The sequence below is a fragment of the Actinotignum timonense genome, assembly GCF_900155575.1.
Lineage (GTDB): Bacteria > Actinomycetota > Actinomycetes > Actinomycetales > Actinomycetaceae > Actinotignum > Actinotignum timonense.
Genome location: NZ_LT706966.1, coordinates 293,253 through 315,557 on the forward strand (window position 1 = coordinate 293,253; position 22,305 = coordinate 315,557).

Here is a 22,305-nt window from a genome sequence, read left to right on the forward strand (position 1 = left end):
GTCCAGAATGTGGTACGACGACGCCGCTCCCGGCCGCGCTCCCCTCCCGCTACCGGCGTTTAGATCCGCACCGAGTACTGCGAGTTATCGAAATAGCTGCGCATCGCGCTGGGTTCGTCGGTAATAATGCCATCAACACCCAGGTCGAGCAGTCCTTCCGCTTCCGCGGCGGAATTAATCGTCCAGGCGTGCACCGCCAGCCCTTGCGCGTGGGCGAGCTGCACAAACCGCGCGGTGAGAACGGGAACCGGGTGGCCGAGCGTGCCGCCGCCAGCCGCATCCCCGCTCTGGAGCAAGCGGCGCGAGCGGCTTGAGCGCGAAAGCGGCCACGGGCGGGGCAGCGAGCGAAGGCCGGGTAACGAGCGAAGGCCGGGTAGCGAGCGCGGGCGCGGCAGCGCGATATCTACCGGCACCTGAACGGCCTGGAAACCGCGCTGCGAACCGGGGAATTTGGCGATGCGTACTCCCTGCACACCGGGCAGGTGGGAGAGCGCCATGAGCCAGGCCACCGCGGAGCGGCCCAGCGAAAATGTGGCTCCCGGCAGCCGACTGCGCATACGCTCCACGCGGGCCTGGGAGAAACTGGCTAGGCACACCCGCCCCGCGGCCCCGGTGCGCCGCACCGCCGCGACCAGCGGTTCTACGGCCGCATCGGATTTCGCGTCCAGGTTAAAAACAGCGTCCGGGAAGGCATCGAGGACTTCATCCAGGCGCGGCGGGCGCTCCCCGGCCTCGTTACGAACCTGAGCTACTTCTGCCCAGGTGTGCGCGCTGATCGGGCCAACGCCGTCCGTGGTGCGATCCAGGAGCGGNGCGCCGATTCCGCCGGTGGGCGCGGCCTCGCAGGCAGCAATGGTCAAAGAAGAAGGAAGAACGACGCCGAAAGCGGCCCCGCGCCCCGCGTTCACCTGCGGTTTCAGTTCCCGGGCGGGGAGCTCGGTAGGTTCTGGCAGCGGGCTGACCGGACGCACGCTTACCGGTGTGGCTCCCGGCTGCGGGGTAGCTGCCGGCGCTGCGGCGCGGGCCCGTTTACCGCGCGCGGGAAGTTCGCTCACCGTTGCGAGCGGTGCGACGACGGCGGCGCGGCGCCCGCGCCGCGTTGGCGGCGTAATTTCAGACTGGTCGCGGGTGGAGGCGACGGCATGCAGCGGAACCTCAACCGCAGCCCGTTTGCCTGCCGCCCGGCTGGCAGCCCGGCGCGCTGCTGAGCTGGGCGCCGCGTGCGAAGTAGACCCATGTGAACCGGAGGCGCGGCCAACCGAGACATGCGATCCCGCTGCGCGCGCACCCGTAGCACTGCGGGCGGCACGTTTGCCGCCGCCCTGAGATGGGTTCGGAGAAATGGCATGGGAACCGGCGCGCTCCTGCGGAGCCTCATACGCTCGGGCCGCTCTGCGCCCGCCGCGAGAGGTGTGGTGTACCGCGCTCACTGCTCTCCTCATTTTCCCTGCCAGATGGCCGGCTCATCCACCGGCCCGTCACTATTACAAAATGATAACGGTCAGCGCCGGAAAGGCAAAGAGTTTTCACCACATGAGCCGTATCGCATCGCGCCCTACCGGCCCCATGCCGAACCGTCCCGCTCCCTCCCCGCAGCAATCACACCCCGCCCAATCCGCACTAACTCGCGGTTTTAGGAACGGCGCTGCATGGAATCACGCACGTCCCCAACGAGGTCTTCAATAACGTCTTCGAGGAAGATCACACCCGTTACCTTTCCGTTATCTTCCACGATGGCCATATGCGTCCCCGAGGTTTGCATAGTTCGCAGCGCGTCCTCCACGCTGGTGCTGGCAGCAAGGCTGCGGACCGGCCGCACCAAGCGGGCAGAAATGGGCAGTTCGCGCTGGGCGGCGTCGAGAATATCCTTCACGTGAATGTACCCGACGATATTCCCGTCGCTCACGAGTGGGAACCGCGAATACCCGTGGTCGGCCACCAGCCGCTCCACCTGCGCGGGCGTGGCGGTGCGCGGGCAGGTCACCACCTTATCGAGGGGCAGCATGGTGTCCCCCACCTGGTGTTCGGAAAATTCCAGCGCCCCGGTGATAAGCCCCTGGGTATCCTGGAGCACCCCGGCCGCCTGGGAGGCGTGCACAATCGCCGCGACCTCGGAAGCGGTAAACGCGGAGATCACCTCGTCTTTCGGTTTCATCCCCATCCAGGAAACGATATGCACCGCGAGCCAGTTGAGCGATCCGGTGATCGGGCGGAAGATCCGGTCAAAAACCAGCAGCGAAGGCACAAACAGCATGCCGAGGCGTTCCGGGTGGGTGACCGCCAGGTTCTTCGGCACCATTTCCCCCAGGATCACGTGCAGGGCGGTCACCAGGAGCAAAGCCAGCACAAAAGCGATGGTGTGGGCGAGGACTGCCCCGGCCCCCACCGCGGCCAGCGGCACCAGCAGCAGCGCCGCGAGCGCCGGTTCCGCAAGCGCCCCGAGGGCCACCGAGCACAGGGTCACGCCGAGCTGGCAGGCAGCCAGCATTTCGTTGAGGTTGCGGGAAGCCGCCAGGGTTTTCGCGGCGCGCGGGTTGCTTTCCGCCAGGGGTTCCAGGCGGGAGGGCCGCGAGGCGGTGAGTGCGAATTCGCAGGCCACGAAATAGGCGTTTCCGGCGAGCAACAGCACGGTGAGGATAAGAGCGAGGGTATTACTCATGGATTTTCACCTCCACCGTTTCTACGCGTCGCTCGTCCATAGCACGCACTGTCAGCTGGGCGTCGTCGACCTCCACCGTATCCCCCACCGCGGGAATGCGGCCAAGTTCAGCCATAATCAGCCCGCCGAGGGTTTCGTAGGGGCCGTCTTCGGGCAGGCGCACCCCGCAGATGCGGAAGGCTTCGTCCGGGCGCAGCAAACCGGGCACCACCCAGGTTCCCGGGGCGGTGCGGCGCGCGCCGGCGCCGCGGCGGTCGTGTTCGTCCGCGATATTGCCGACGATTTCTTCCACGGCGTCCTCGAGCGTCACGATTCCAGAGGTTCCGCCGTATTCATCGACGACGACGGCCGTTTGGCCACCGATGTCTCGCAGCACCACGAGGAGCTCGGGCAATTCCATCGTTTCGGGTACCGCGAATGCTTCGCGCATCACCGAGGAGGAGGTGACGGGCACGTCCACGCGCCGCTCGGCGGGAATGGCCACGGCGGGGCGCAGGTGCGCGAATCCGCGGATATCGTCGAGGCCGCCCTCACCTACCACGGGGAAACGCGAGAAGCCGGTGGTGCGGGCCGCGGTGATCACGTCCGCGGCGGAGGCGGTTTCTTCCAGGTATTCCACCCGGCCGCGGTCGGTCATAATATCGATGGCCGTGAGCCCGCCCGCGCCGATGGAAGCGGTGAGCAGGCGCGCGGTGGAGGGCTCCAGGGTGCCGGCCGCCGCGGATTGGCGCACCAGGGCACCCAGTTCCGGGCCCGAGCGCGCCCCGGAGATTTCATCGGCCGGTTCTACGCCCATGCGGCGCAGCAGCCAGTTCGCGGTGGCGTTGAAGGACACGATCACGGGTTTGAACACCACGCTGAAGGCGTGCAGCGGGCCGCCCACCCGGGCGGCGGTGCGCAGGGGTTCGGCCAGTGCCATATTCTTGGGGACCAGTTCCCCGAAGAGCATGGAGAAGAGGTTGACGAGGAGGAAGGCCGCGGCGGCGGCAATAGCAACCGCGGCGGCGCGCGCCACCCCGGCCGCGCCCAGCCAGCCCGTCAATATTTCCGTCAGGGGTTGTTGGGCCACGTAGCCGAGCAGAATCGTGGTGATGGTAATGCCCACCTGGCAGGCGGATAGGAAGAGGGAGAGGTGGTGGAGGCGGCCGGCCACGCTGGGGGCGGCCGGGTCCTCAGCGGCGCGCGATTCCACCGCGGCCGGGTCCAGGGCCACCAGGGAGAATTCCGCGGCCACGAAAAGCGCGGTTCCCAGCGTGAGGAGAATGCCAAGAAGTAAAAGAAGAGCGTTGGTCACATAAACTCCAGGGTAGGTACTTCTTGCAGTCTAGCGATTCGCGGGGGTGGCGCGCGCTGAGCACGCTAGGATTTACCTAGTAGCAAGGGAGGCAGCCGTGGATTCTTTACGTGTCATCTTTATTGGCGATGAGCTGGTGGCCGGGTACGGCGATGCGCGGGCGCTCGGGTGGACGGGCCGCGTGATGGCCCGCACCCTCACCGACCCTCCGCTCCTCCCCCTCACTTTGGCTGTTCCCGGGGAAACAATTTCGGAGATGGCGGAGCGCTGGGAGCGGGAAGTTGCCCTGCGCACCGGCCCGGATATTGAGTCGCGCCTGGTTATCGGCCTGGGAAGTCACGATCTGGAACGCGGCGGCACCATGGCGCGGGCGCGCCTGCACCTGGCGAATCTACTGGATTCCGCGGACCGGATGCGCATGCGCCCCTTCGTGGTGGGCCCGCCCCCGCGCCCAGATCTGCCCCGCGATGTGCAGCTCAATTTATCCAATGCCTACCGGGATGTGACCGAGCGGCGGCGTTTTCCCTTCGTGGATACCTTTAGCCCGCTGGTTGATCACGAACAGTGGAATACCGATATGGACCTGAGCGGGGGTTATGCGCCCCGCCAGGCCGGTTACGGGCTCATGGCTTGGCTGGTGCTCCACCACGGGTGGAACCAGTGGCTCGGGATTCGCGCGGCGGCCAACTAGCAACCAACTACATAGCCCCGGCACTACAACGCGGCGGCCGACCACCAGATCGACCGCCGCGCAGCTCACTACTCGCAAGCAAAGCTTTTTAGTAGTACGCCCCCTGCCGGAAATCCCAGCTGAGGAAGGATTCGGAAAGCAGCTGCAGAATCCGATCCAGGTACACGCCCTTGCGGATGAGCACCGGCGCGGGGGTAACCATACGCTGCCCGTTCTGTTCGGGCACCAGTTTCCCGGATTCATCCACGAAGGACACCATCACGCCCTGCTCCCAGCGCGTGGCTTCGGACGCATCGGGCTGGATGGACGTCACGTAATCATCAGCTTCGATCACCAGGTCCGCTTCGGTGGCAATATCGGTGCCGATTCCTTCCACCTTGCCGCGGTTCCCCCGCCCGGAGGGGTTCGCCGAGGAAGCGAAGACCAGCTTCTTATCCTTCTCCCACAGTTCCGCGGCGATCTGCTCGGCAGCCTTGCCGTAGCGGATCACGAAGCAGGAGGTTCCGCGCCCGTCGCGCACCAGGTTGCGCGCTTCGCCTTCTTCCGGAATGTAGTGTTCGGCAGCCTCGGCACGCCAGGGCAGGATGCAGCCCATGAGGATGTCTTCGTCCCAGTTCTTCTGGTAAAAATCGCGAATTTCCGGGGTGAGTTGCGCCAGGGTTTCCAGTTCTTCCATGGAGCCGCACAGCACCACGGCGGGCTTATTGCGTTTGCGGTTCTTCACCGCGAATTTGCGTTCCAGCCCGGCCGAATCGGTGGTGGCGATAATATAGCCGACCTTGGTGGGGACCACGCACATGGCGCCGCCCGCGCGAAGCAGCTGGGTGGCTTCCGTATTCAGTTCGCCATTCCAGTGCACATATCCTTCAGCCACGCGGGCCTCCTTCTCTTCTACCGTGGGTGGTTCCGTTTCCTCGAGAAACGTACGCGCGGTGGTCGTTTCTAGTACGACGCCGCCCGGCGCGTGCCGCGCCGGGAAACCGCGCACTCTGGAGACTAATGTAAATTCCAGATTCTGAGACGAAATGTTCACATATTGGACGCGCGCGCATCGTTCCGCGGACTAAAATACCCGCCTGTCCGGGGGAGATACGGAGTAACATATCGGGTGGATTGTCGAAAATATCGCCGATTGCCAATGAGGACACGGCAAGGCACACACCTACGGAAGGGCACTAGCGGGAATGAGCGGAGTGGGATCTGAGGGAATCGACGTTCTTGTTGTGGAATCCGGAATCCTCCGCGTTGAGATCTCCTATGCAGGGAAAACCGGCTGGGCACTTGCCCATAACCAGGTTCCAGTTATCAAAAATATCCTCGCGACCAATACGTCGGATAGTGAGGCGAGTGAACAGGCGCATCTGGAACTGAGCGCTCGCATTGGCGCGGATTCACTTTTCGACCTCACGGTTCCCCTTCCTGAACTCCGGCCCGGAAAAGCCGCCCCGGTAGCACCGCGTTTCCTCGCGCACACCCGCCTCGACCCGAATAATCCCCTATTACAGGCAACCGAATCCCAACCCGGAACCCTGGAAGCACATCTGCGCACCGAGGGGAGTTCCGCGGCCGGGTATGCCCGAGCCGATATACGTATCCTCGCTCCGAATGAGTGGTTCCACGCTCCGGCATATTTTGAGTCGCTGGCGGCTTTTGCGCAGCCCAACGCCCCGCAGATTCCCGCGCTGGTGCGCAAGGTCTCCGATTTACTCAAGGAAGCCACCGGCGATGCCTCAGTGCAGGGCTACCAGGCCGGTATCGAACGGGTGCTTCAAATCATGTCGGCTGCCTACGCGGTTTTAGCCGCGGAGGATATCCGTTACGTCACCCCACCCGCTTCTTTCGAAAATACCGGCCAGCGCATCCGCACCACGGAGGAAGTTCTTACCGCGAAAGCCGGCACCTGCATCGACCTGGTCCTGACCTACGCGGCCCTGGCGCAGTCCTGCGGGCTGCTCCCGGTGATTATTTTGGTGCCGGGGCACGCCCTCGTTGGTATTGCGAGCACGGAGGATGGCCTGCGCGAACCGGTTATTACCGAACCGGCCTCCATCAATAATTATTTACGTTCCGGTGCAGTTCTTGCCTTGGATGCTGCTTTTTACGACGCCGCGCTCAGCTTCCCAGATAACCTCAATCGCACCAAGGCGAAGCTGACAGACGGTACTGTTCTTGCCCTTATTGGATTGGCGGAATCGCATAGAGATGGATTGCGCCCGCTTCCCACTCAAGCCCCTCCGGCTGCCGCCCTACCGGATGCTTCGGCCTCAGCTCCAGCCGAGGCCGCCGCGTCCGCGCCTCATGCGCACTCCCCCGCGGCGGCTATTCGCGCTGCCGGGAAACTGGCGCGGCAGTTGGCCGGAGAGGATTCCGCGGACTATCTCACTTTGGATACCAGCGATGCGGCGCCGGCCCGGGTGCAGCGCTGGAAGCGCGAACTCCTCGACCTCACTTTGCGCAACCGCCTCCTCAATATCAAACCGGCCAAGGAAGTCCTGGAATTCGAAGTTCGAGCCGGAATGCTGGCGGATATTGATGATCGCATTTCCCGCGGGGATCGCATTACGATGCGCGCCCAGGATGATCTTTCCGATAACCGTTTCCTGCGCGGAACCACGGATGTGAGTGATTTATCCGATGCTGAGGTGAGCGATGAACTGAGCGAGCGCGGCATCCTCTTCGGGCACGTAACCGAGTACCGCTACGCCGAGTTCTTCAAGAACTTGGCTCGCACCACGAAAACGCTGGCGGAGGAAACCGGATCAGCCAATCTTTATCTCATGCTCGGAACGATGCGCTACACCAGCAAAAACGGGAAAGATGCCAGCGCACCGCTTTTCCTCCTCCCGGTACGGCTAGGGGGCGGTTCGGGCCGTTCCCGTTTCACAATCCAAGCCGATAACAGCGCTGAGGCCACCCCCAACCACTCTCTGGTGGAATGGCTCCACCAGGAACACGGCGTGCATATCACCGCGCTTTCCGAACCGAAACTTGATGCTTCCGGTCTCGATATTGACTACGCGCTCCGTGAGATTTCCGCCGCGCTGGTGCGCGAGAATCTTCCCTTTACGGTGACTCGGGATGTCTACCTGGGTATCGCAAAATTCTCCACATTCGGAATGTGGCGGGATCTGCGCGATCACTGGGATATTTTCATGGAATCTCCGGTATTCGAACACCTGACGCTGCGCCCCGGGGAAAGCTTCGTGGAGCCGAGTGACCTCCCACCGATTGAGCAGATTACCCCGAATGAGGCGGAACTTAATCTTCCTATTCCCGCCGATGGCGCGCAGATGCGAGTGGTATCCGCGGCCGGTCAGGGATATAGCTTCGTGGTGGAAGGACCTCCGGGAACCGGAAAATCCCAAACTATCACAAATATCCTGGCCCACCTCCTGGAACAGGGGAAACGGGTACTCTTCGTGGCGGAGAAGCAGGCCGCGCTCGACGTCGTCAAAACACGCATGGAACGCATTGGCCTGGCACCTTTTATTCTCGATTTACACGGCGGGGAGCAACGCCCCCAGGCTATTCGGGATCAATTGCGCGGCGCGATTGACGCGAGCGTTCATTACGATATGCACCGCTGGGATAATGCGCGGGCACTGCTGCGTTCCCGCCTCGAACCCCTCGCGGCCTACCCGGCGCTTGTGCACGGAATGAATGCGGCCGGGCATTCGCTCTGGTCGGCCGTCACCGCGTCTCTCGATCTTGGCGAGGGAGCGGTCGCGGTAGTTCCACAACGCTTCGTCACCGATCCGAATGCTCGCGCAACTATCGCCACTATCGATGAAGCGCTGCCCAATATCGCGGTGCGTGCACGCAGTACCGATCTGGCCGCCATGTCCGCCTGGCAGCTGGTGGGCCCGTATCACGCCCCGCTCCCCGAACTCATCCATGCTTTCGACGGGCTCGCGGCCATGGCCGCGCAATGCGAGAAATACCCGGAGCTGGTCGATACCCTGGGGAGCGTTCCGCTTGCGGACGTACGCAAGGCACTCGATGGAACCTCACCGCTACTGGATCCGGATGAGGCCCGGCAGCTGGCCTCCTCCACCTGGAAAATCGCGACGGTCGCCGATAAGCTCTCCCGGCTCACTCCCGAACTTGAGTTTTTCACCGATATTTTCTCTCCCGCATTCTTCGCGTACGGCGATACCTCCGCACTCAGCCGCGCGCTCGATGAACTCGCGGAGGGCGGCTTCTTCGGGAAGAAGAAGCGCGTGGCAGCGTACCGTTCGGCCCTTATTCCGGCGCTACCCGCCGGGCGGGAACCGGATATTGAGGGCGAGCACTCCCCTGATACAGTCCGGGCCGCTCTCGGCCGGCTGAGCTATATGCGCCGCGCCCTAGCTGATCTGGAAACAGAACTAGAAAACATCCCGGGAGCTCGCCAGCGCGTGAGTGTGGCTCTCAGCGACCCGAGCGCTCCGGCAGCGCTCGCGGAGGCCGCGGATTCTCTCCAGCGTTCTTTGGAGCTTTCCACCCGCTTCCCCGCCCTGGTGGAGCTCACCCGCCGCGCCGACAGCCTGGATGATGCTCGCGCCGCGCTCGACATCATTAGCTCCACCTGGGACGCCTGGGTGAGCGCCGCCGATCTGCAACTCCCCTCGGAAAACCGGTGGATGAGCGTTTTCCAAGAATGGTATCCGCGCTGGTCAGCAGCCGGGCGCGATTCCCTGGCTGCCGCGGTCGAATGGCACCGCGCCACCGCGATCTTGCGCAAGAACGGCCTGGAAGAATTCCAGCACCAAATCGAAAGGGGTGAGGTGCCCGACCGTGATATCTCCCTCGCCTTCCGCCGCGGGGTGGCCTCCACCAGCGCGGAAGAACGCATGCGCGCCTTCAGCGGCCATATTTCCCTCTCGGAACAAAATAGTTCGGATCTCACCCGCCTCCAGGAAGCTTTCGCCACCATTCAGGGTGAAGCCACCCAGGCGCTACCGGCCACCCTTATGGCGCGGCGGTCCTTCCGCCCCGGGGAGCTCCACGGAAAAGTGGGAACCCTGCGGCGCAACCTGGATCGCAAACGCGGGGCACGCAGTTTCCGCTCCTTGCTGGAAGAATTCACCGAGGAGATCCTGGAAGCCACACCCTGTTTCTTCGCTAGCCCGGCATCGCTTGCCACATTCGTAGATCCCACTGCCGTAGTTTTCGACGTCGTCATTTTTGACGAGGCGAGCCAGATTACCGTTGATCAGGCGATGGGTGCCATCGGCCGCGCCAAAGCGGTGATCATTTCCGGGGATAGCCGGCAGATGCCGCCTACGCGGTTCGGGAAAACTGGCCCGTTCAGCGGTGATGATGAGGATCTTGACGATCCGGATCGCCCGCTCGTGGAGACGGTGGTCAGCGATCTGGAGTCGATTCTTTCCGAGGCGGTCGAATCGGGCCTGCCGCGCCTGTGGCTCTCCTGGCACTACCGTTCCCGGGATGAATCCCTCATTGCCTTCTCCAACGAAGCCTATTACGAAGGTAAACTCTCCAGTTTCCCCTCGCCGGGTAACGCGGCGCTTTTCGGCGGTGCGGGCGTGAGTATGCGGCGCGTTTCCGGAACGTTCGACCGCAGCCGCGGGGCCACCTTCCGCACGAATCGGGTGGAAGCCGAAGAAATCGTGCGCGATATTCACCGGCGCCTTAATTCGCCGGCATTAGCGCACCAATCAATCGGTGTTGTCACCTTCAATATCCAGCAGCGCAACCTCATCCTTGACCTGCTGGAAGACTCGCGCGATCCCCTCATCCGCGCCGCGATGGAACAGGAAAAGGATCCGCTTTTCGTCAAGAATCTCGAAAACGTCCAGGGTGACGAACGCGATGTCATTATTTTCTCCACCGCATTTTCACCGCGCGAACCCGGTGGCCCCCTTCCCCTCAATTTCGGGCCGCTCAGCCGCGAGGGCGGTGAACGCCGCTTCAACGTCGCCATTACCCGCGCCCGCAGCGAGGTGCTGGTGGTCACCTCCTTCGATCCGGAGGACATCGACCTCAATCGCACCCGCTCGCGCGGAATGCAGGACTTACGTGAATATATGTTGCGGGCCCGCGCGCGTACTCAGAACGACGGCGCAGCTCCCGCACCGGCCGATTCGGCTGCGGAAGCCAGTTCTGCACTTCCCCGCGCCCTGAGCATTAATGACAACCCGGTGCGTGACCGACTTATGCGTGAGCTGCGCGAGCGTGGCTGGGAAGTGCAGGGCGATTACGGCCTCTCTAGTTACACCCTCGATATCGTGGTGCGCGAGCCGGGTAGCAAGGTGTGGCTTCTGGCTGTCATGTTCGATGACGAAAAATGGAGTTCGCTCCCCACGGTGACCGATCGTGATATTACTCCGCAGCTGCTGACCTCCATGATGGGGTGGCTCGCGGTGGAACGGGTGTGGCTTCCGGAGCTGCGGCGCGATCCGGCTGGGGTCATTGACCGCATTGATGCTTCGGCACGGGAAGCCAAGGAACGGTATGCGGCAGAGGAACGGAAGGCCGAGAAACGCCAGGAGCGGGCCGCGAAAAAGCTGGCCGGCCGCAAAGCCAAACTCGCTCGCCGCGAACCGGAAAGCACCCATCAGGACCCGGATGCCGAATCGGCTCTCACCTGGCGTGAAGTCCCCTCGGCGCATCGCAACACGCACACGAAAGCAAAACGTGCGGCCGAACCAGCGCAGCACGGAACCCCGGAGGATCCGCAGCCAACCCCGCAATCTGCTCCGCATCCGAAGCGAAGTACAATTCGGGTCGCTCTCAAGCCAGCCACCCCGGAAAATCCCACTGACACATCTGAGGGACGCTGGCGTTTTGGGGAAGCCTGGGAAAAACACGGCACGAAACCCGGAGAATCCGTTCGTCGCATAAGCGAGAGCGTTGATGACTGGGGTACCGATATTCCGCCATGCCCAGCACCGTTAACTCTCCCGGACACGTCGCCCTTGGGGAGCCGCGAGGAGCTGGAGTTCCCCATGTCTACCGCGCGCACAGCCGAAGTTCGCGAAGCCGTGCGGGAGATGATCGAAGAGAGTGCACCGCTTCCTTTGCAGTCCTTGCGGGTAGCGATTGTTAAGAGGTTTGGACGGCAACGGACCTCCGAAAAGGTCAACAAAATCCTCGATACGTTCATCCCTCAGGATCAGATTTTCGTTGATGATTCCGATGGCCAAGAATTTGTATGGCCTGAGGATGTTTACCCGGAGAATTGGCATTATTACCGGCCCTATCCCGGCCGAGGCATCAACGAGATTCCGTTGCGCGAAATCTATAATATGGCGCGCGTATTGGTTGACAAGTATCCGGAAGAATACCAGTGGGGCGAATACCCTGATGAGGATTTCGTGCGCCGTATTCTCAAAGAATTCAGCCTCTTGCGGCTCAGCCCGGATTCCCAAGCTCGGGTGAGCGAAGCGGTGCTTTTGTACGGTAACGAGCACCGGGACTAGCCGGCAGCAAAGCGGCTCCCGCACTGAGCATAATGCGGGAGCCGCTTATTTTCTACCATTCAAGCGGATCGCTTGTGCCGCCCTCGTAGCGGGCCGCCTTAACGGATTCAGCGAAACCGGGATTACCCCGGCCTTGCCGGCTTACCCGAGCGGGCGGCGCTGGTAGAGGCGCAGTGCGAGCCAGAGGAGCGCGCAGGCAGCGAGCGCCGTCGTCGTTACTATCCACCCCACAGGCCCGCGGCCAGAACCACCACGGAAAGCAAGAAAACAATGGCGAGCAGCCAGAGTGCCGCTAAGGCTTGCCAGATTTACTCGTAGTGCGTCCACATCCTTAGAATCGTGACACACCTACGTTCTTCATCCACTTCGTAAACAAGGCGATGCTGAATATTGATCCTTCGCGAAAAGCATCCCGAAAGTTCACCAATAAGCTTCTCGTATCGCGGCGGTGTCTCAAAGGGATTGCGCGTTAAGATTTCGAGCAACTGGGCGGCCTTGATTTTAAGGCCGCTTTGAGAGAGAAGTTTCGCGTCTTTTCGAGCCTGACGAGAGAATTCTAACGACCATGCCTCTACCAATCGAGAGCCTCACTCGTGCCACCCTCACGCCGAGCCTCCTTTACCGACTCAACGAAACCGGGAATGTTCGACAAGTACAAGGTTTCTTGAATAGCACGCCAGTCATCTTCCCCAACCAGGACAGCGTTATGGCGTTGCCCCGAAATGGTAACCGGCGTGCTTTCCTCGTTTACGTCATCAATAAGACGATACAGATTCGCTCTAGCCGCGGTCGTAGTTATAACGTTCATACCAGTAGCGTACGCCATTCCGTACGAACTCTCTAGAGGTACTCCCCTCCCAATTACCCGAGCGGGCGGCGCTGGTAGAGGCGCAATGCGAGCCAGAGGAGCGCAAAGGCAGTGAGCGCCGTCGTCGTACCTATCCACCACAGGCCCGGAACCTCGGCACCACCCGCCACGGCGCCCACAGCATCGTTCAAACCGAGCGGAGTGTAGCGCGCGCCCGCTTCCCACATGCCACCGAACGCCAACACGAGGTAGGCAACGAAACCGATACCCGCGCTGGCCAGCATATTTCCCGTTGCCACCGCGGCCAGAACCACCACGGAAAGCAAGAAAATAATCGCGAGCAGCCAGAGTGCCGCGGCTCCCAGGAGCGCGAGCACGGCGCCGTCGTCGAAAAGAATGCGGGTGAGGATGCCGGCCACTGTGCTGCCGCCGAAAGCCACCGCTGCCACCAAGAGCACCGTGCTCAGCATTTTCCCGGCGAAAACGGCCGTGCGGCTCACCGAGCGCGTCACGATCAACACCACCGGGCCGCCGAGCATCCCGGTGACGATCTGGTAGGCGCCGAGCATCACGAAAAGCATCCCGAAAATCTGGTGGAGGTTTTTCACCCATTGCGCGTGCGCCTGGATCCAGGTGGGCTCGGCCATGGCCGCGCCGAGCGCCGCCGCGGTATCCGGCCCGGCCAGCGCGGCAATAATATCGGGGGCGTAGAGCGCCGTGAGCGGGGAAACCACCGCGAGCAGCAGCGCCAGGCCGAGCACCACCCAGGTGCTGGGCACCCGCAGCAGGCGGCGCAGGTCGTAGCGCAGCACCGCACGGTTGCCGGTGCGGATGTGCGTCGCGTGAGTGCGCGCAGCGGGGCGATCCGTAGCGCGACTGCCCGTAACGCGAGTATCAGCAGAACTCATTGGCTTACCTTTCCGCGCGAGAGGTATTCGTATACATGCTGGAGCGAGGGCGGAGCAACATCGAGCTGCGCCTCCACGCCCGCCGCCCCGCACGCCGCCGCGATGGCGCTACGCGCCGCCTCGGTATCCGCGCGCGCCACGCTGACCTGCACCGTGGCGCGTTCGGGCCGGTAGAGCGCGAGCACCTCATCGAGGGGCCCTTCGGCCAGGAGCGTGCCCTCGTGCAGCATCCCCACGTGGTCGCATACCTGCTGCACATCCGCGAGCAGATGCGAGGTGAGAAGCACCGTGGTACGCCCGGCCAGCTCGCGAATAATATTCAGCACATCGGCGCGGCCGAGCGGATCGAGGGCGCTCGTCGGTTCGTCCAGCACCAGGAGCCGCGGGGCACCCACCAGCGCCAGGGCAATTCCCAGGCGCTGCGTCATGCCGCGGGAAAACCCGCCGATATTCCCCGGGGCGCGGGTCAGGCCCACCAGCTCGAGCAGATTTGCGGCCCGGCGGCGAGCCACCGCGCGTTCCACCCCGGACACCTCGCCGAAAAACTCGAGGGCCTGCGGCGCGCTCATCCACCCCGGCAGGCTGGGCACATCCGGCAGGTAGGCAACACCGGGCACCGGCGCAGCCGGCAGCGTGCCCCGCTCATACCCGAGCACCCGCGCCGTGCCGGAACTGGCGGCGATAAGCCCCAGCAGAATTTTAATTGTGGTAGTTTTCCCGGCGCCGTTCCCGCCGATCAGCCCGTACACCGAGCCCTCGGGCACGTGCAGATTGACATCCGTGAGGGCGGCGAGCCCCGCGAAATTCTTACTGAGATTTTCGGTGCGAACCGCGTACGTCTTATCCATAGAGCTCACGCACCGTTTCGCTCGCGTTGGCGGCTTGGGTTGCGGGCGCTTGCGCCGCGGCGGCGCGGGTTCCGAGCGCTTGCGTGCCGGCACCGGTTACCCCGGTAGCGCCGCCGGCCCGCCGTTCTTCCCAGGCCCGCCGCTGCGCCAATGCCTTACGCGCCCGCGCGTACATAAAGAGGAACAGCAAAGTCCCCACCAGCGAGCCGAGCAGAACAATCACCACCCACCCCAGGCGCGGCACCCCGGCGAGCTGCCGCTCCGGCCACCGCGACAGCAGCACCAGGCTCGTGATGAGCAGGGCGAGTTGGATCAGGGCCACGATTCCCAGGGCGATCTGCGCCGCCGCGGGCAAAGCAAGAAAATCTTCCATGGTTATTCAGTTTCTTTCGTATCGGGTGAGGTTGTGGTGCCGTGCGCGGCATCGGCGGCGACTGCGGATGCGGCCGAGTTTTCCGAGTGCTTGCGTTTGAGCAAACGGCCCAGATTCCGTAGCGCTCCGCGCGTAGTAGCGACGACGACGCCAGCTGCCACCACAGGAAGTGCCACCGCGGTACATCCAGCCAGGAGGGATGCCGAGGCTTGGCGGTGGCTGGCGTAGCGGTCCTGTGCCGCAAGCGAGAGTAGGGCCGTGGCCTGTAATCCGGCGGCGAGCGCGGTAGCCGGAACATCCACGCGTTCGCGATTACCCCAGGCCGCGAGCGCCGTGCCGGCAGCTCCGAGGAGCGCGGCGGGCGCTACGGCCCGCGCCGCCGGAACTATGCCGCGCGGGCGCAGGTTGGCACGAAAACCGGAGGGAAGGAGCCGGTGGCGGCGGGCCACCAGGGCGGCTGCTCCCACGGCAAGAGCTCCGCCAAGTGCGGGCGCGATGCTGAGAGCGTGGCGGGTGCGGGGAGAAATATAGTCTTCCAAGTCCGGGAGGGAATCATCCGGGCGGATCATTCCTAGCCGCACCGCGAGCGCGCCCATATTAATATCCCAGCCGATCCCGAAGTTGCGCGGCACAAAAACCCGGGGATTTTCCGGTTCGAACCAGCGCGAGCGAGCTTCACGGGAGCGCAGGGCTTCCAGAGAAGCGGGGATTCCGAAAATCGTGGGGGTTGTAGGCGAGCTAGGCTCCGGCATTGTTATCACCTCGGTCGGTTGTGAGGGCGGTGAGATGGGATGTGACGACGGCGGCAAGATTGCGCCATTCGCCAGCGAGTCGTTCCCCGTAGCTGCGGCCAGCCGCGGTGATCGTGTAGATCTTGCGCGGGGGCCCGGCCGGGGATTCCTCCCAATGAATGGCCAGGTGGCCAGCCTTTTTGAGACGGTTGAGAAGCGGGTAGAGGGTGCCGGCCGATACCGCCATACCCGCATTTTCCAGGCGCTGGAGCAATGCCCCGCCGTAGGCCGGCGCCCTGGAAAGCGAGGCGAGCACGATGAGTTCAAGCACGCCTTTACGAAGCTGGGAATCAGCCACCACTCCCCCTTTCAGTCACCGCGGTGCAGGTGCCGTGCGGGTACGTTCACACCGCTTGTATGCATCACATAGTAGTAGGGATAGCACAGTAGCGCGGTGAGTTTTCAGGATATGAGAAATCTAGTTTCTCTGCTACTATTGAGCCAATAGTTCAGCCCGCCCGAGGTTCCTCGGTGTGGGCTGATCCTCTATCCACGGCGGAGTCGGGGGCTAGCCCCAGTTTCCGCCCGCTCTCCCACGGATTCCCTTACTTCTTATCCAGGGAATAGGCGATGCTAAAACCCCGAACCTTTCGGAATTCTTGACGCGAGGTAGGGAAGGCGTAGTGGCCACCCTCGAAGTTGTGGTAGATATCGAGGCCGCGGCCCAAGAAGATGAGCCATCCCGTATCGGCACGCAACCAGCGGTCGTGTGCACGCGAATCGAAAATCACATCGAGGTCAATGCCCTGCTCAGCGGCATTTTCCGTGATCTTATCGAGCATCCGAACCTGAATTTCGTGATGCTCATTCTTCTTCGCCCTGAGTGTGAACAACCGAAAGCGGCATCGCTTTTCAGGATTTTTCACCAGAGCCACAACCGCCATGAACTCAACGAGGTTGCGCCCCTGATAGGAATAGCTGATGAATGGGTCATGTAATTCGACATCCGTACATCCCCGCAGATAGGAAGCAAATAGCAAATCGAAGGTAACGCCGGTTTGCCCCTCGTCGAAGATGCGGTAGCCCGGAAACGCGACACTGTGCCGGCCAGAACCATATCGATGCAAAGATCCCTGCACGCCGTGGTCGCCACTAGTTTCCAATACACGTTTCCCCATAAGGAAAATATAGATGACCGGCCAGGCGTTCTCGGCAGAGGTGGCTGATCCCACCCCGCAGACCCGGCTTCCGCTCGCAGATCGCCGCGTGAATCGCACCCTCTCCGCCTGCATACTATCTGCATAGTGACATTTTTGTCACCGCGGAATGTCATCGTGGATACGACGACGCAGCTCCCGCTATTTCGCCAGCTAACAAGCCATTTCTCCAAAACCAACAGCCCCCTATGACCGGCCACAAACGCAGTTCCGACTTGCATAGTGACATGCATAGTGACATTTTTGTCACTATGGAATACAGCCGCCCGCTGCCTGACGCCCACACACAGTTTCACCAGGTAACCAGCGTGTTTTCCGGAGCCCACATCCCACAATAGCCCATCACGAACGCTCTCCCCTTCTGCATAGTGACATGCATAGTGACATTTTTGTCGCTACGCACCCGCTCGCGGTCCGACTAAACAACAAAGGATTGCAAGGCAGCATGTACCACCAGCAGAGAGCACCACGCTAGCCGGTAACTCGGCCATAAGACGTTGAGCACTAGAGGAACAGTTGTCAGTACTAAAGAACTCTCCACTCCGGGTTCGCCTTGCTACCCTCGCGACGTATGTACCCTTTCATCGCAAGCGTATTAAGTGCGCGTTGAACCGTGCGTGCAGTCTTGGATATCTTCTCAGCCAACTCCTGTCGCGTCTGCTGGGGGCTTTGCGTAAGGAGTGCCAACACCGCCATCTCTGTGGAGTTCAGAGTCACGTCTATCGCAACACCTGTACCAATACGATCATCAGTTCCACGCATGAGCGCTACCGTAAAACCGACATCAAGATTAGTGAATTCATAAGGCACATCCGCATCATCGCACAGGCTTGCAACACGCTTCAGCCCACTGCCAAATTGTTCAATTTTACGCCCAAGATAAAGAGTTTTTGCGATCAGCGGATTGCGAGGTAACGAAGGTAAAACCCCGTCAATATAACCTTCGGGAGAATGCTGATTTGCAAAGCTGCCCGGACTGAATACCGTAATCCGATCCGAATAGACACAGACTTCGTGACATACTCCGCGGGCGCGATAGTCGGCATGAGCAAAACTGTTCGCGATGATCTCGCGAACTGCGGGTGCGGGAATTTCAGGAACTTCTTCTCGTGAACCACTAAAGATCTCACTGCGCCAACGGATATTGGCGAGTACATATTTTTCTGCAGTTTCAAGCAGTCGATAGATGTTAGAGTCCGCATGCTTGATATCAAGGAACGTGAGCTTTTCTGGAGTAGCGAAAACTGCCATCTTCAGCGAGACCGGCGAACCGCTACCAAAAAGCAGATTTCCAGCATTATTCAAATTCCCATTCACCGTCAAGCCCAGACGGTCAAGTACCCGTTCACTAGGCTCGTCAGATTCTGGCAATCTACCAGCCTTAAGTCCATCCCGAACGAATTGGCGAAAGACCTCTTTGTCGAGTCGATCTACCGACACTCCAGAATCGGCAGCCTCCCACGAAACAACGCTGCTTGCCTTCACGAAAAAATCACGCAAAGCCGCTGGCGTAACAGGACGGTCTTCATCGGCGGTACGCAGGTAATACCTACCCCGCGCCGAGTAGGGGATGTCGTTGCCGTTAACTTCAACCTTCACCACCGAAACACCGTCAAGCACTTCTGTAGTAATTGTGGGATACACCTGCGGTTTAATAGATTCGGCAATCGTGCGAGAGATACTACGCAAGGTGGCTTCGGATACATCTTGACCAATAGCCGTACCGTCGGGTTTGATGCCAAACAAGACCGTACCCAGCCCATGTTTATTCAACATGGCAGCAATCGACACGCAGGCTTCCTTAAGCTCAGACGTAGTCTTTTTGAACTCTAGAGTTTCCGATTCATTACCAAGATTCACCACTAACAACCCCTCCCTTCACCCCGATATTATCGCATACTCTCTGCATAGTGACATTTTTGTCACTATGGAATGTCACTATGGAAACTCTGGTACCGATACACTATTTCACCAGCTAACAAGCCATTTCTCCAAAACTAACAGCTCCCTAAGACCAGCCAAAAACGTCGTTCCAGCTTGCATAGTGACATGCATAGTGACATTTTTGTCACTATGCATGTCACTTAGCTCAGGCGCGGAAGCAGCGGCATACCCTGCCAAATCCCATCCCGCCAGCTGGCGGCGTCGTCGTAAAAAATAAAGGGCCCGGAAAACCGGACCCTCTACGCTTCTCGCAACAGCGAGCGCACCACTTTAGGAATTGGGGCGCTTGCCGTGGTTCGCCTTCTTCTTGCGGCGATCCTTGCGCTTACGACCACGCTGGCTCATGTTCTCTCCTCACGTCACGTTTTCTCAGCTCGTAAACGAGCAACCACATTAGCTTACCAAGGGCGACCGGTCAGGTAAATAAAACCGGCACAATGTGGCGAAACTACCCGAAATCGCGAGTGGTGCGCCGATACACCGAAATCTGCTGGGCGATCCGCACCCGCAGCGTCGCCGGCGCGACCTCCCGGCACGAGGCTCGCAAAATATCACGCACGTGGGTTTCCGCTTCCGCCCGTTCCGTACACCGCGAGCACCCCGAAATATGGGCCTGCAAACGCTCGCTTTGCACCGCGGAAAGCTGGTGATCCAGATACTCGAAAAGATAATCAGTAATATCCCGGCAGGAACACTCGCCCGCGGCGCTATCCAATTCAATCCCGCGGTTCCGGAACGAGTCTTCTACCCCGCGCTGCAACCTATCCTCACCGCTCACTTCTTCTCCTTCTTCCCATAGCCGAGTTCACGCGCGTAATCCGCGAGCAATTCCCGCAGCTGTTTACGCCCGCGATGCAGACGGGACATCACCGTTCCGATCGGCGTTTCCATGATGTCCGCGATCTCCTGGTAGGAGAAGCCTTCAATATCCGCCAGATACACAGCCATGCGGCGGTCTTCCGGCAGCGCGCTCAAAGCATCGCGAATTTCCGATTGCGGCAGATTCTCCAGGGCCTCCGCTTCCGCGGACATCATCCCCGAGGAAGCATGCGAAGCCGCCCGATACTCCTGCCAATCCTCCACCTCCGAGGAGTCAGCCTGCTTGGGCTGGCGCTGCGCCTTGCGGTAATTAGAAATAAAGGTGTTATTGAGGATGCGGTAGAGCCACGCCTTCAAATTCGTGCCCGGCCGGTACTGGTGGAAGGCCGAAAAGGCTTTGGCGTAGGCCTCCTGAACCAAATCTTCGGCGTCGGTGGGATTGCGCGTGAGGCGCATCGCGGCCCCGTATAACTGGTCGAGATACGGAAGAGCATCCCGTTCGAACCGCGCGGCGCGTTCGGCTGCGGTTTCATCGGGGGCGCTTCTCATTAGGTCTGTGCTCATCATGGTCTAGCCTAGTCCGTCTGCTGGACTGACATGGGTATAACGCCCGGAAAACGCGGGTATATTCCCCGATTTAGTGTAACAATATAGGTATGGGTATGATTCGATTCCTCGCGCGGCCCCTGCTTGCCGCGCCCTTTATTGCACAGGGGTTATCCGCGGTACGCCACCCCGAGGACCACCAGGAACGGGCTGAGAACATCGCCGGCCTGGCCGGAATGGCCGGGGTTGATCTCGAATCCGTTGACACCACCACTCTCACCCGCGCGCTGGGCGCCGTCCAGCTCATCGGCGGGGCATTCCTTTCCATCGGCAAATTCCAGCGCCTGTCCGGCGCGGCTCTCGCCCTCACCCAAATCCCGGTGGCCCTGGCCAATCACCCGGTCTGGGCGGCGGAGAAGAGCGAGCGACGCGAGGTGCTGGGCGGGCTGCTCGGCGCGCTCGGGCTGGCCGGCGGCGCCGCCCTGGCATGGACGGATCGCAAAGGCAAGCCTTCCCTGGGGTACCGTGTGTCCGAATGGCGCGATCAGCGCAATGAGCTCGCGGATGTGCGCGCTCAAGCACGCGAACAAATCAGAGAGGCGAAGCGTTCCTAAATGACTGACCTGTGGCCAGCACCGTTCCACCCCTCCCCCGTGCGCGGCAGCGTGGCCGTTCCCGGGTCCAAATCACTCATGGCACGCTTCCTCATCACCGCCGCGCTGGGCGGGCCCGGCACCACGGGCCGAATCCTCGCGCCCCTGCGCGCCCGCGATACCGAGCTCATGGCCCGCGCCCTCGCGAGCATGGGCGTGGGGGTCGCCTGGCAGCGCGGCACCACCGAAGCTGAGGACGTCCTCGATATTTCCCCCGCCCCGCTCCACGGCGCCACCATTGACGCGGGGCTCGCGGGAACGGTCATGCGTTTCGTCCCGCCCGTGGCCGCGTTCGCGCGTGGTGAGGTTGTTATTGATGGCGACGACGCCGCCCGCGTGCGCCCCATGGACCCGGTGGTGCGGGCTCTTCGTGATCTGGGAGTGGAGGTTGATGCCGCCAGCGATAGCGCCGGGCGGGCGGTCCTCCCGGTGCGGGTGCACGGCCAGGGGCGCCTGGCCGGAGGAACCGTGAACATTGACTCCTCCGCCTCCTCGCAATTCATTTCCGCGCTGCTGCTGGCCGGCCCGCGCTGCGAGGGCGGGCTGGTGCTGCGTTCGGTGGGGCCGAAGGTTCCTTCCGCTTTCCACCTGGCCATGACGGTGGACGTGCTGCGCCGGGCCGGTATTCAGGTGGAAGAATTCGCGGCCGGCGGGGCGCCCGCGGATCGCGAACACCCGGCGGTGGAATGGCATGTGCATCCGGGCACCCCGCAGCTGGGAACAGTGGTGCTGGAACCGGATCTTTCCAATGCTTCACCTTTCCTGGCCGCCGCTATGGTGACGGGCGGGACCGTGGAAATTCCGCGATGGCCGGCACACACCACCCAGCCCGGCGCGCAAATCGTCGATATTTTTACGGCCATGGGAGCGCGCGCCCAGCTGCGTGGCGACGGCGTCCTTGAGCTGACCGGGCCGCAGGATATTGCCCCCCTCGATGCCGATCTCAGCGATGTTGGGGAGCTCACGCCCACGATTGCCGCGGTGGCGGCCTTCGCCACCGGCCCGAGCGCGCTGCGCAATATCGGGCAGCTGCGCGGGCATGAAACCAACCGCCTGGCCGCGATCACCGCGGAGCTGAGCGGCGTGGGGATCCCCGCCCGCGAAGAAGGCGATGACATTATCATCACCCCGCCGGCTGGGCAGGGCGCGGCGGCGGGCGGCACGTCGGCAAGCGCACAGCCCGCGGCGCCCGCGCCAAACAACCCGGTTATCCGCAGCTACGAAGACCACCGCATGGCAACCTTCGGGGCGATCCTCGGCCTGCGCATCCCCGGGCTGCGGGTGGAAAATATTGCGACCACCGGGAAAACCATGCCGCGTTTCGCCCAGATGTGGACAGACCTGGTGGGCCGATGAGGGATATCGGCACCGACGATCCCCGCGTGCGAGT

Annotated in this window: 20 protein-coding genes; 4 read left to right on the forward strand and 16 right to left on the reverse strand. The window is 62.0% G+C overall.

Annotated elements, in window-relative coordinates; all coding sequences use genetic code 11:
• Positions 1-59: 59 nt before the first annotated feature.
• The 3 genes from CZ322_RS01260 to CZ322_RS01270 all read right to left on the reverse strand — a co-directional run bounded on the left by CZ322_RS01260 (position 60) and on the right by CZ322_RS01270 (position 3,953).
• Entirely contained in the window at positions 60-1,442 is a 1,383-nt protein-coding gene (locus CZ322_RS01260) for a glycerophosphodiester phosphodiesterase family protein (protein ID WP_459543364.1), read from the reverse strand.
• A gap of 191 nt (positions 1,443-1,633) precedes the next feature.
• Positions 1,634-2,659, reverse strand: coding sequence for a hemolysin family protein (locus tag CZ322_RS01265; RefSeq protein ID WP_087069887.1), 1,026 nt, complete (start codon positions 2,657-2,659; stop codon positions 1,634-1,636).
• Complete coding sequence (locus CZ322_RS01270; RefSeq protein ID WP_087069888.1) at positions 2,652-3,953, reverse strand: hemolysin family protein; 1,302 nt, start codon at positions 3,951-3,953, stop codon at positions 2,652-2,654. The genes CZ322_RS01265 and CZ322_RS01270 overlap by 8 nt, the downstream gene beginning before the upstream one ends.
• Positions 3,954-4,050: 97 nt before the next feature.
• Between CZ322_RS01270 and CZ322_RS01275 the strand changes: the two genes are divergently transcribed.
• Complete coding sequence (locus CZ322_RS01275) at positions 4,051-4,644, forward strand: GDSL-type esterase/lipase family protein (RefSeq protein WP_087069889.1); 594 nt, start codon at positions 4,051-4,053, stop codon at positions 4,642-4,644.
• Positions 4,645-4,732: 88 nt separating this feature from the next.
• Here CZ322_RS01275 and CZ322_RS01280 read toward each other — a convergent pair whose 3' ends face one another.
• A complete protein-coding gene (locus CZ322_RS01280) occupies positions 4,733-5,518 on the reverse strand; it encodes an L-threonylcarbamoyladenylate synthase (protein WP_087071120.1) in 786 nt (261 codons plus the stop codon).
• A gap of 319 nt (positions 5,519-5,837) precedes the next feature.
• On the opposite strand from CZ322_RS01280, the gene CZ322_RS01285 reads away from it, so the two are divergent.
• Positions 5,838-12,068: a DUF4011 domain-containing protein gene (locus CZ322_RS01285; RefSeq protein WP_159454966.1), complete on the forward strand. Its 6,231-nt coding sequence runs from the start codon at positions 5,838-5,840 to the stop codon at positions 12,066-12,068.
• 308 nt (positions 12,069-12,376) lie between these two features.
• Here CZ322_RS01285 and CZ322_RS01290 read toward each other — a convergent pair whose 3' ends face one another.
• The 12 genes from CZ322_RS01290 to CZ322_RS01340 all read right to left on the reverse strand — a co-directional run bounded on the left by CZ322_RS01290 (position 12,377) and on the right by CZ322_RS01340 (position 20,265).
• On the reverse strand, positions 12,377-12,646 hold the full coding sequence (locus CZ322_RS01290) for a Txe/YoeB family addiction module toxin (protein ID WP_087069891.1): 270 nt from the start codon (positions 12,644-12,646) through the stop codon (positions 12,377-12,379).
• Positions 12,640-12,894, reverse strand: coding sequence for a type II toxin-antitoxin system Phd/YefM family antitoxin (locus tag CZ322_RS01295; RefSeq protein WP_400130030.1), 255 nt, complete (start codon positions 12,892-12,894; stop codon positions 12,640-12,642). The genes CZ322_RS01290 and CZ322_RS01295 overlap by 7 nt, the downstream gene beginning before the upstream one ends.
• Before the next feature lie 35 nt (positions 12,895-12,929).
• On the reverse strand, positions 12,930-13,784 hold the full coding sequence (locus tag CZ322_RS01300; protein WP_087069893.1) for an ABC transporter permease family protein: 855 nt from the start codon (positions 13,782-13,784) through the stop codon (positions 12,930-12,932).
• Positions 13,781-14,632 (reverse strand): ABC transporter ATP-binding protein, encoded by an 852-nt coding sequence (locus tag CZ322_RS01305; protein ID WP_087069894.1) that lies wholly within the window; start codon positions 14,630-14,632, stop codon positions 13,781-13,783. Before CZ322_RS01305 ends, CZ322_RS01300 begins: the two co-directional genes overlap by 4 nt.
• Positions 14,625-15,005, reverse strand: a complete 381-nt coding sequence (locus CZ322_RS01310; RefSeq protein WP_087069895.1) for a hypothetical protein — start codon at positions 15,003-15,005, stop codon at positions 14,625-14,627. The genes CZ322_RS01305 and CZ322_RS01310 overlap by 8 nt, the downstream gene beginning before the upstream one ends.
• 2 nt (positions 15,006-15,007) lie before the next feature.
• Positions 15,008-15,757 carry a DUF5808 domain-containing protein gene (locus tag CZ322_RS09805; protein ID WP_101595314.1) on the reverse strand — a complete coding sequence of 250 codons (750 nt, stop codon included), beginning with the start codon at positions 15,755-15,757 and terminating at the stop codon, positions 15,008-15,010.
• Entirely contained in the window at positions 15,744-16,094 is a 351-nt protein-coding gene (locus CZ322_RS01320) for a PadR family transcriptional regulator (protein ID WP_016441758.1), read from the reverse strand. The genes CZ322_RS09805 and CZ322_RS01320 overlap by 14 nt, the downstream gene beginning before the upstream one ends.
• A gap of 247 nt (positions 16,095-16,341) precedes the next feature.
• Positions 16,342-16,914 carry an MIT C-terminal domain-containing protein gene (locus tag CZ322_RS01325; RefSeq protein WP_159454967.1) on the reverse strand — a complete coding sequence of 191 codons (573 nt, stop codon included), beginning with the start codon at positions 16,912-16,914 and terminating at the stop codon, positions 16,342-16,344.
• Between the two features lie 564 nt (positions 16,915-17,478).
• A complete protein-coding gene (locus CZ322_RS01330; protein ID WP_159454968.1) occupies positions 17,479-18,816 on the reverse strand; it encodes an RNA-binding domain-containing protein in 1,338 nt (445 codons plus the stop codon).
• Positions 18,817-19,167: 351 nt separating this feature from the next.
• The gene (locus tag CZ322_RS10390; protein ID WP_096334972.1) at positions 19,168-19,242 is read right to left on the reverse strand and encodes a 50S ribosomal protein bL37; all 75 of its coding nucleotides are present in this window, start codon (positions 19,240-19,242) and stop codon (positions 19,168-19,170) included.
• Between the two features lie 103 nt (positions 19,243-19,345).
• Positions 19,346-19,675, reverse strand: a complete 330-nt coding sequence (gene rsrA, locus CZ322_RS01335; RefSeq protein ID WP_026429087.1) for a mycothiol system anti-sigma-R factor — start codon at positions 19,673-19,675, stop codon at positions 19,346-19,348.
• On the reverse strand, positions 19,672-20,265 hold the full coding sequence (locus CZ322_RS01340; RefSeq protein WP_307886242.1) for a sigma-70 family RNA polymerase sigma factor: 594 nt from the start codon (positions 20,263-20,265) through the stop codon (positions 19,672-19,674). Before CZ322_RS01340 ends, rsrA begins: the two co-directional genes overlap by 4 nt.
• A gap of 107 nt (positions 20,266-20,372) precedes the next feature.
• On the opposite strand from CZ322_RS01340, the gene CZ322_RS01345 reads away from it, so the two are divergent.
• Both CZ322_RS01345 and aroA read left to right on the forward strand, forming a co-directional pair.
• On the forward strand, positions 20,373-20,876 hold the full coding sequence (locus tag CZ322_RS01345) for a DoxX family protein (RefSeq protein WP_234984407.1): 504 nt from the start codon (positions 20,373-20,375) through the stop codon (positions 20,874-20,876).
• Positions 20,877-22,271 carry a 3-phosphoshikimate 1-carboxyvinyltransferase gene (aroA, locus tag CZ322_RS01350; protein WP_087069900.1) on the forward strand — a complete coding sequence of 465 codons (1,395 nt, stop codon included), beginning with the start codon at positions 20,877-20,879 and terminating at the stop codon, positions 22,269-22,271. It abuts the gene before it with no gap.
• Positions 22,272-22,305: the final 34 nt, after the last annotated feature.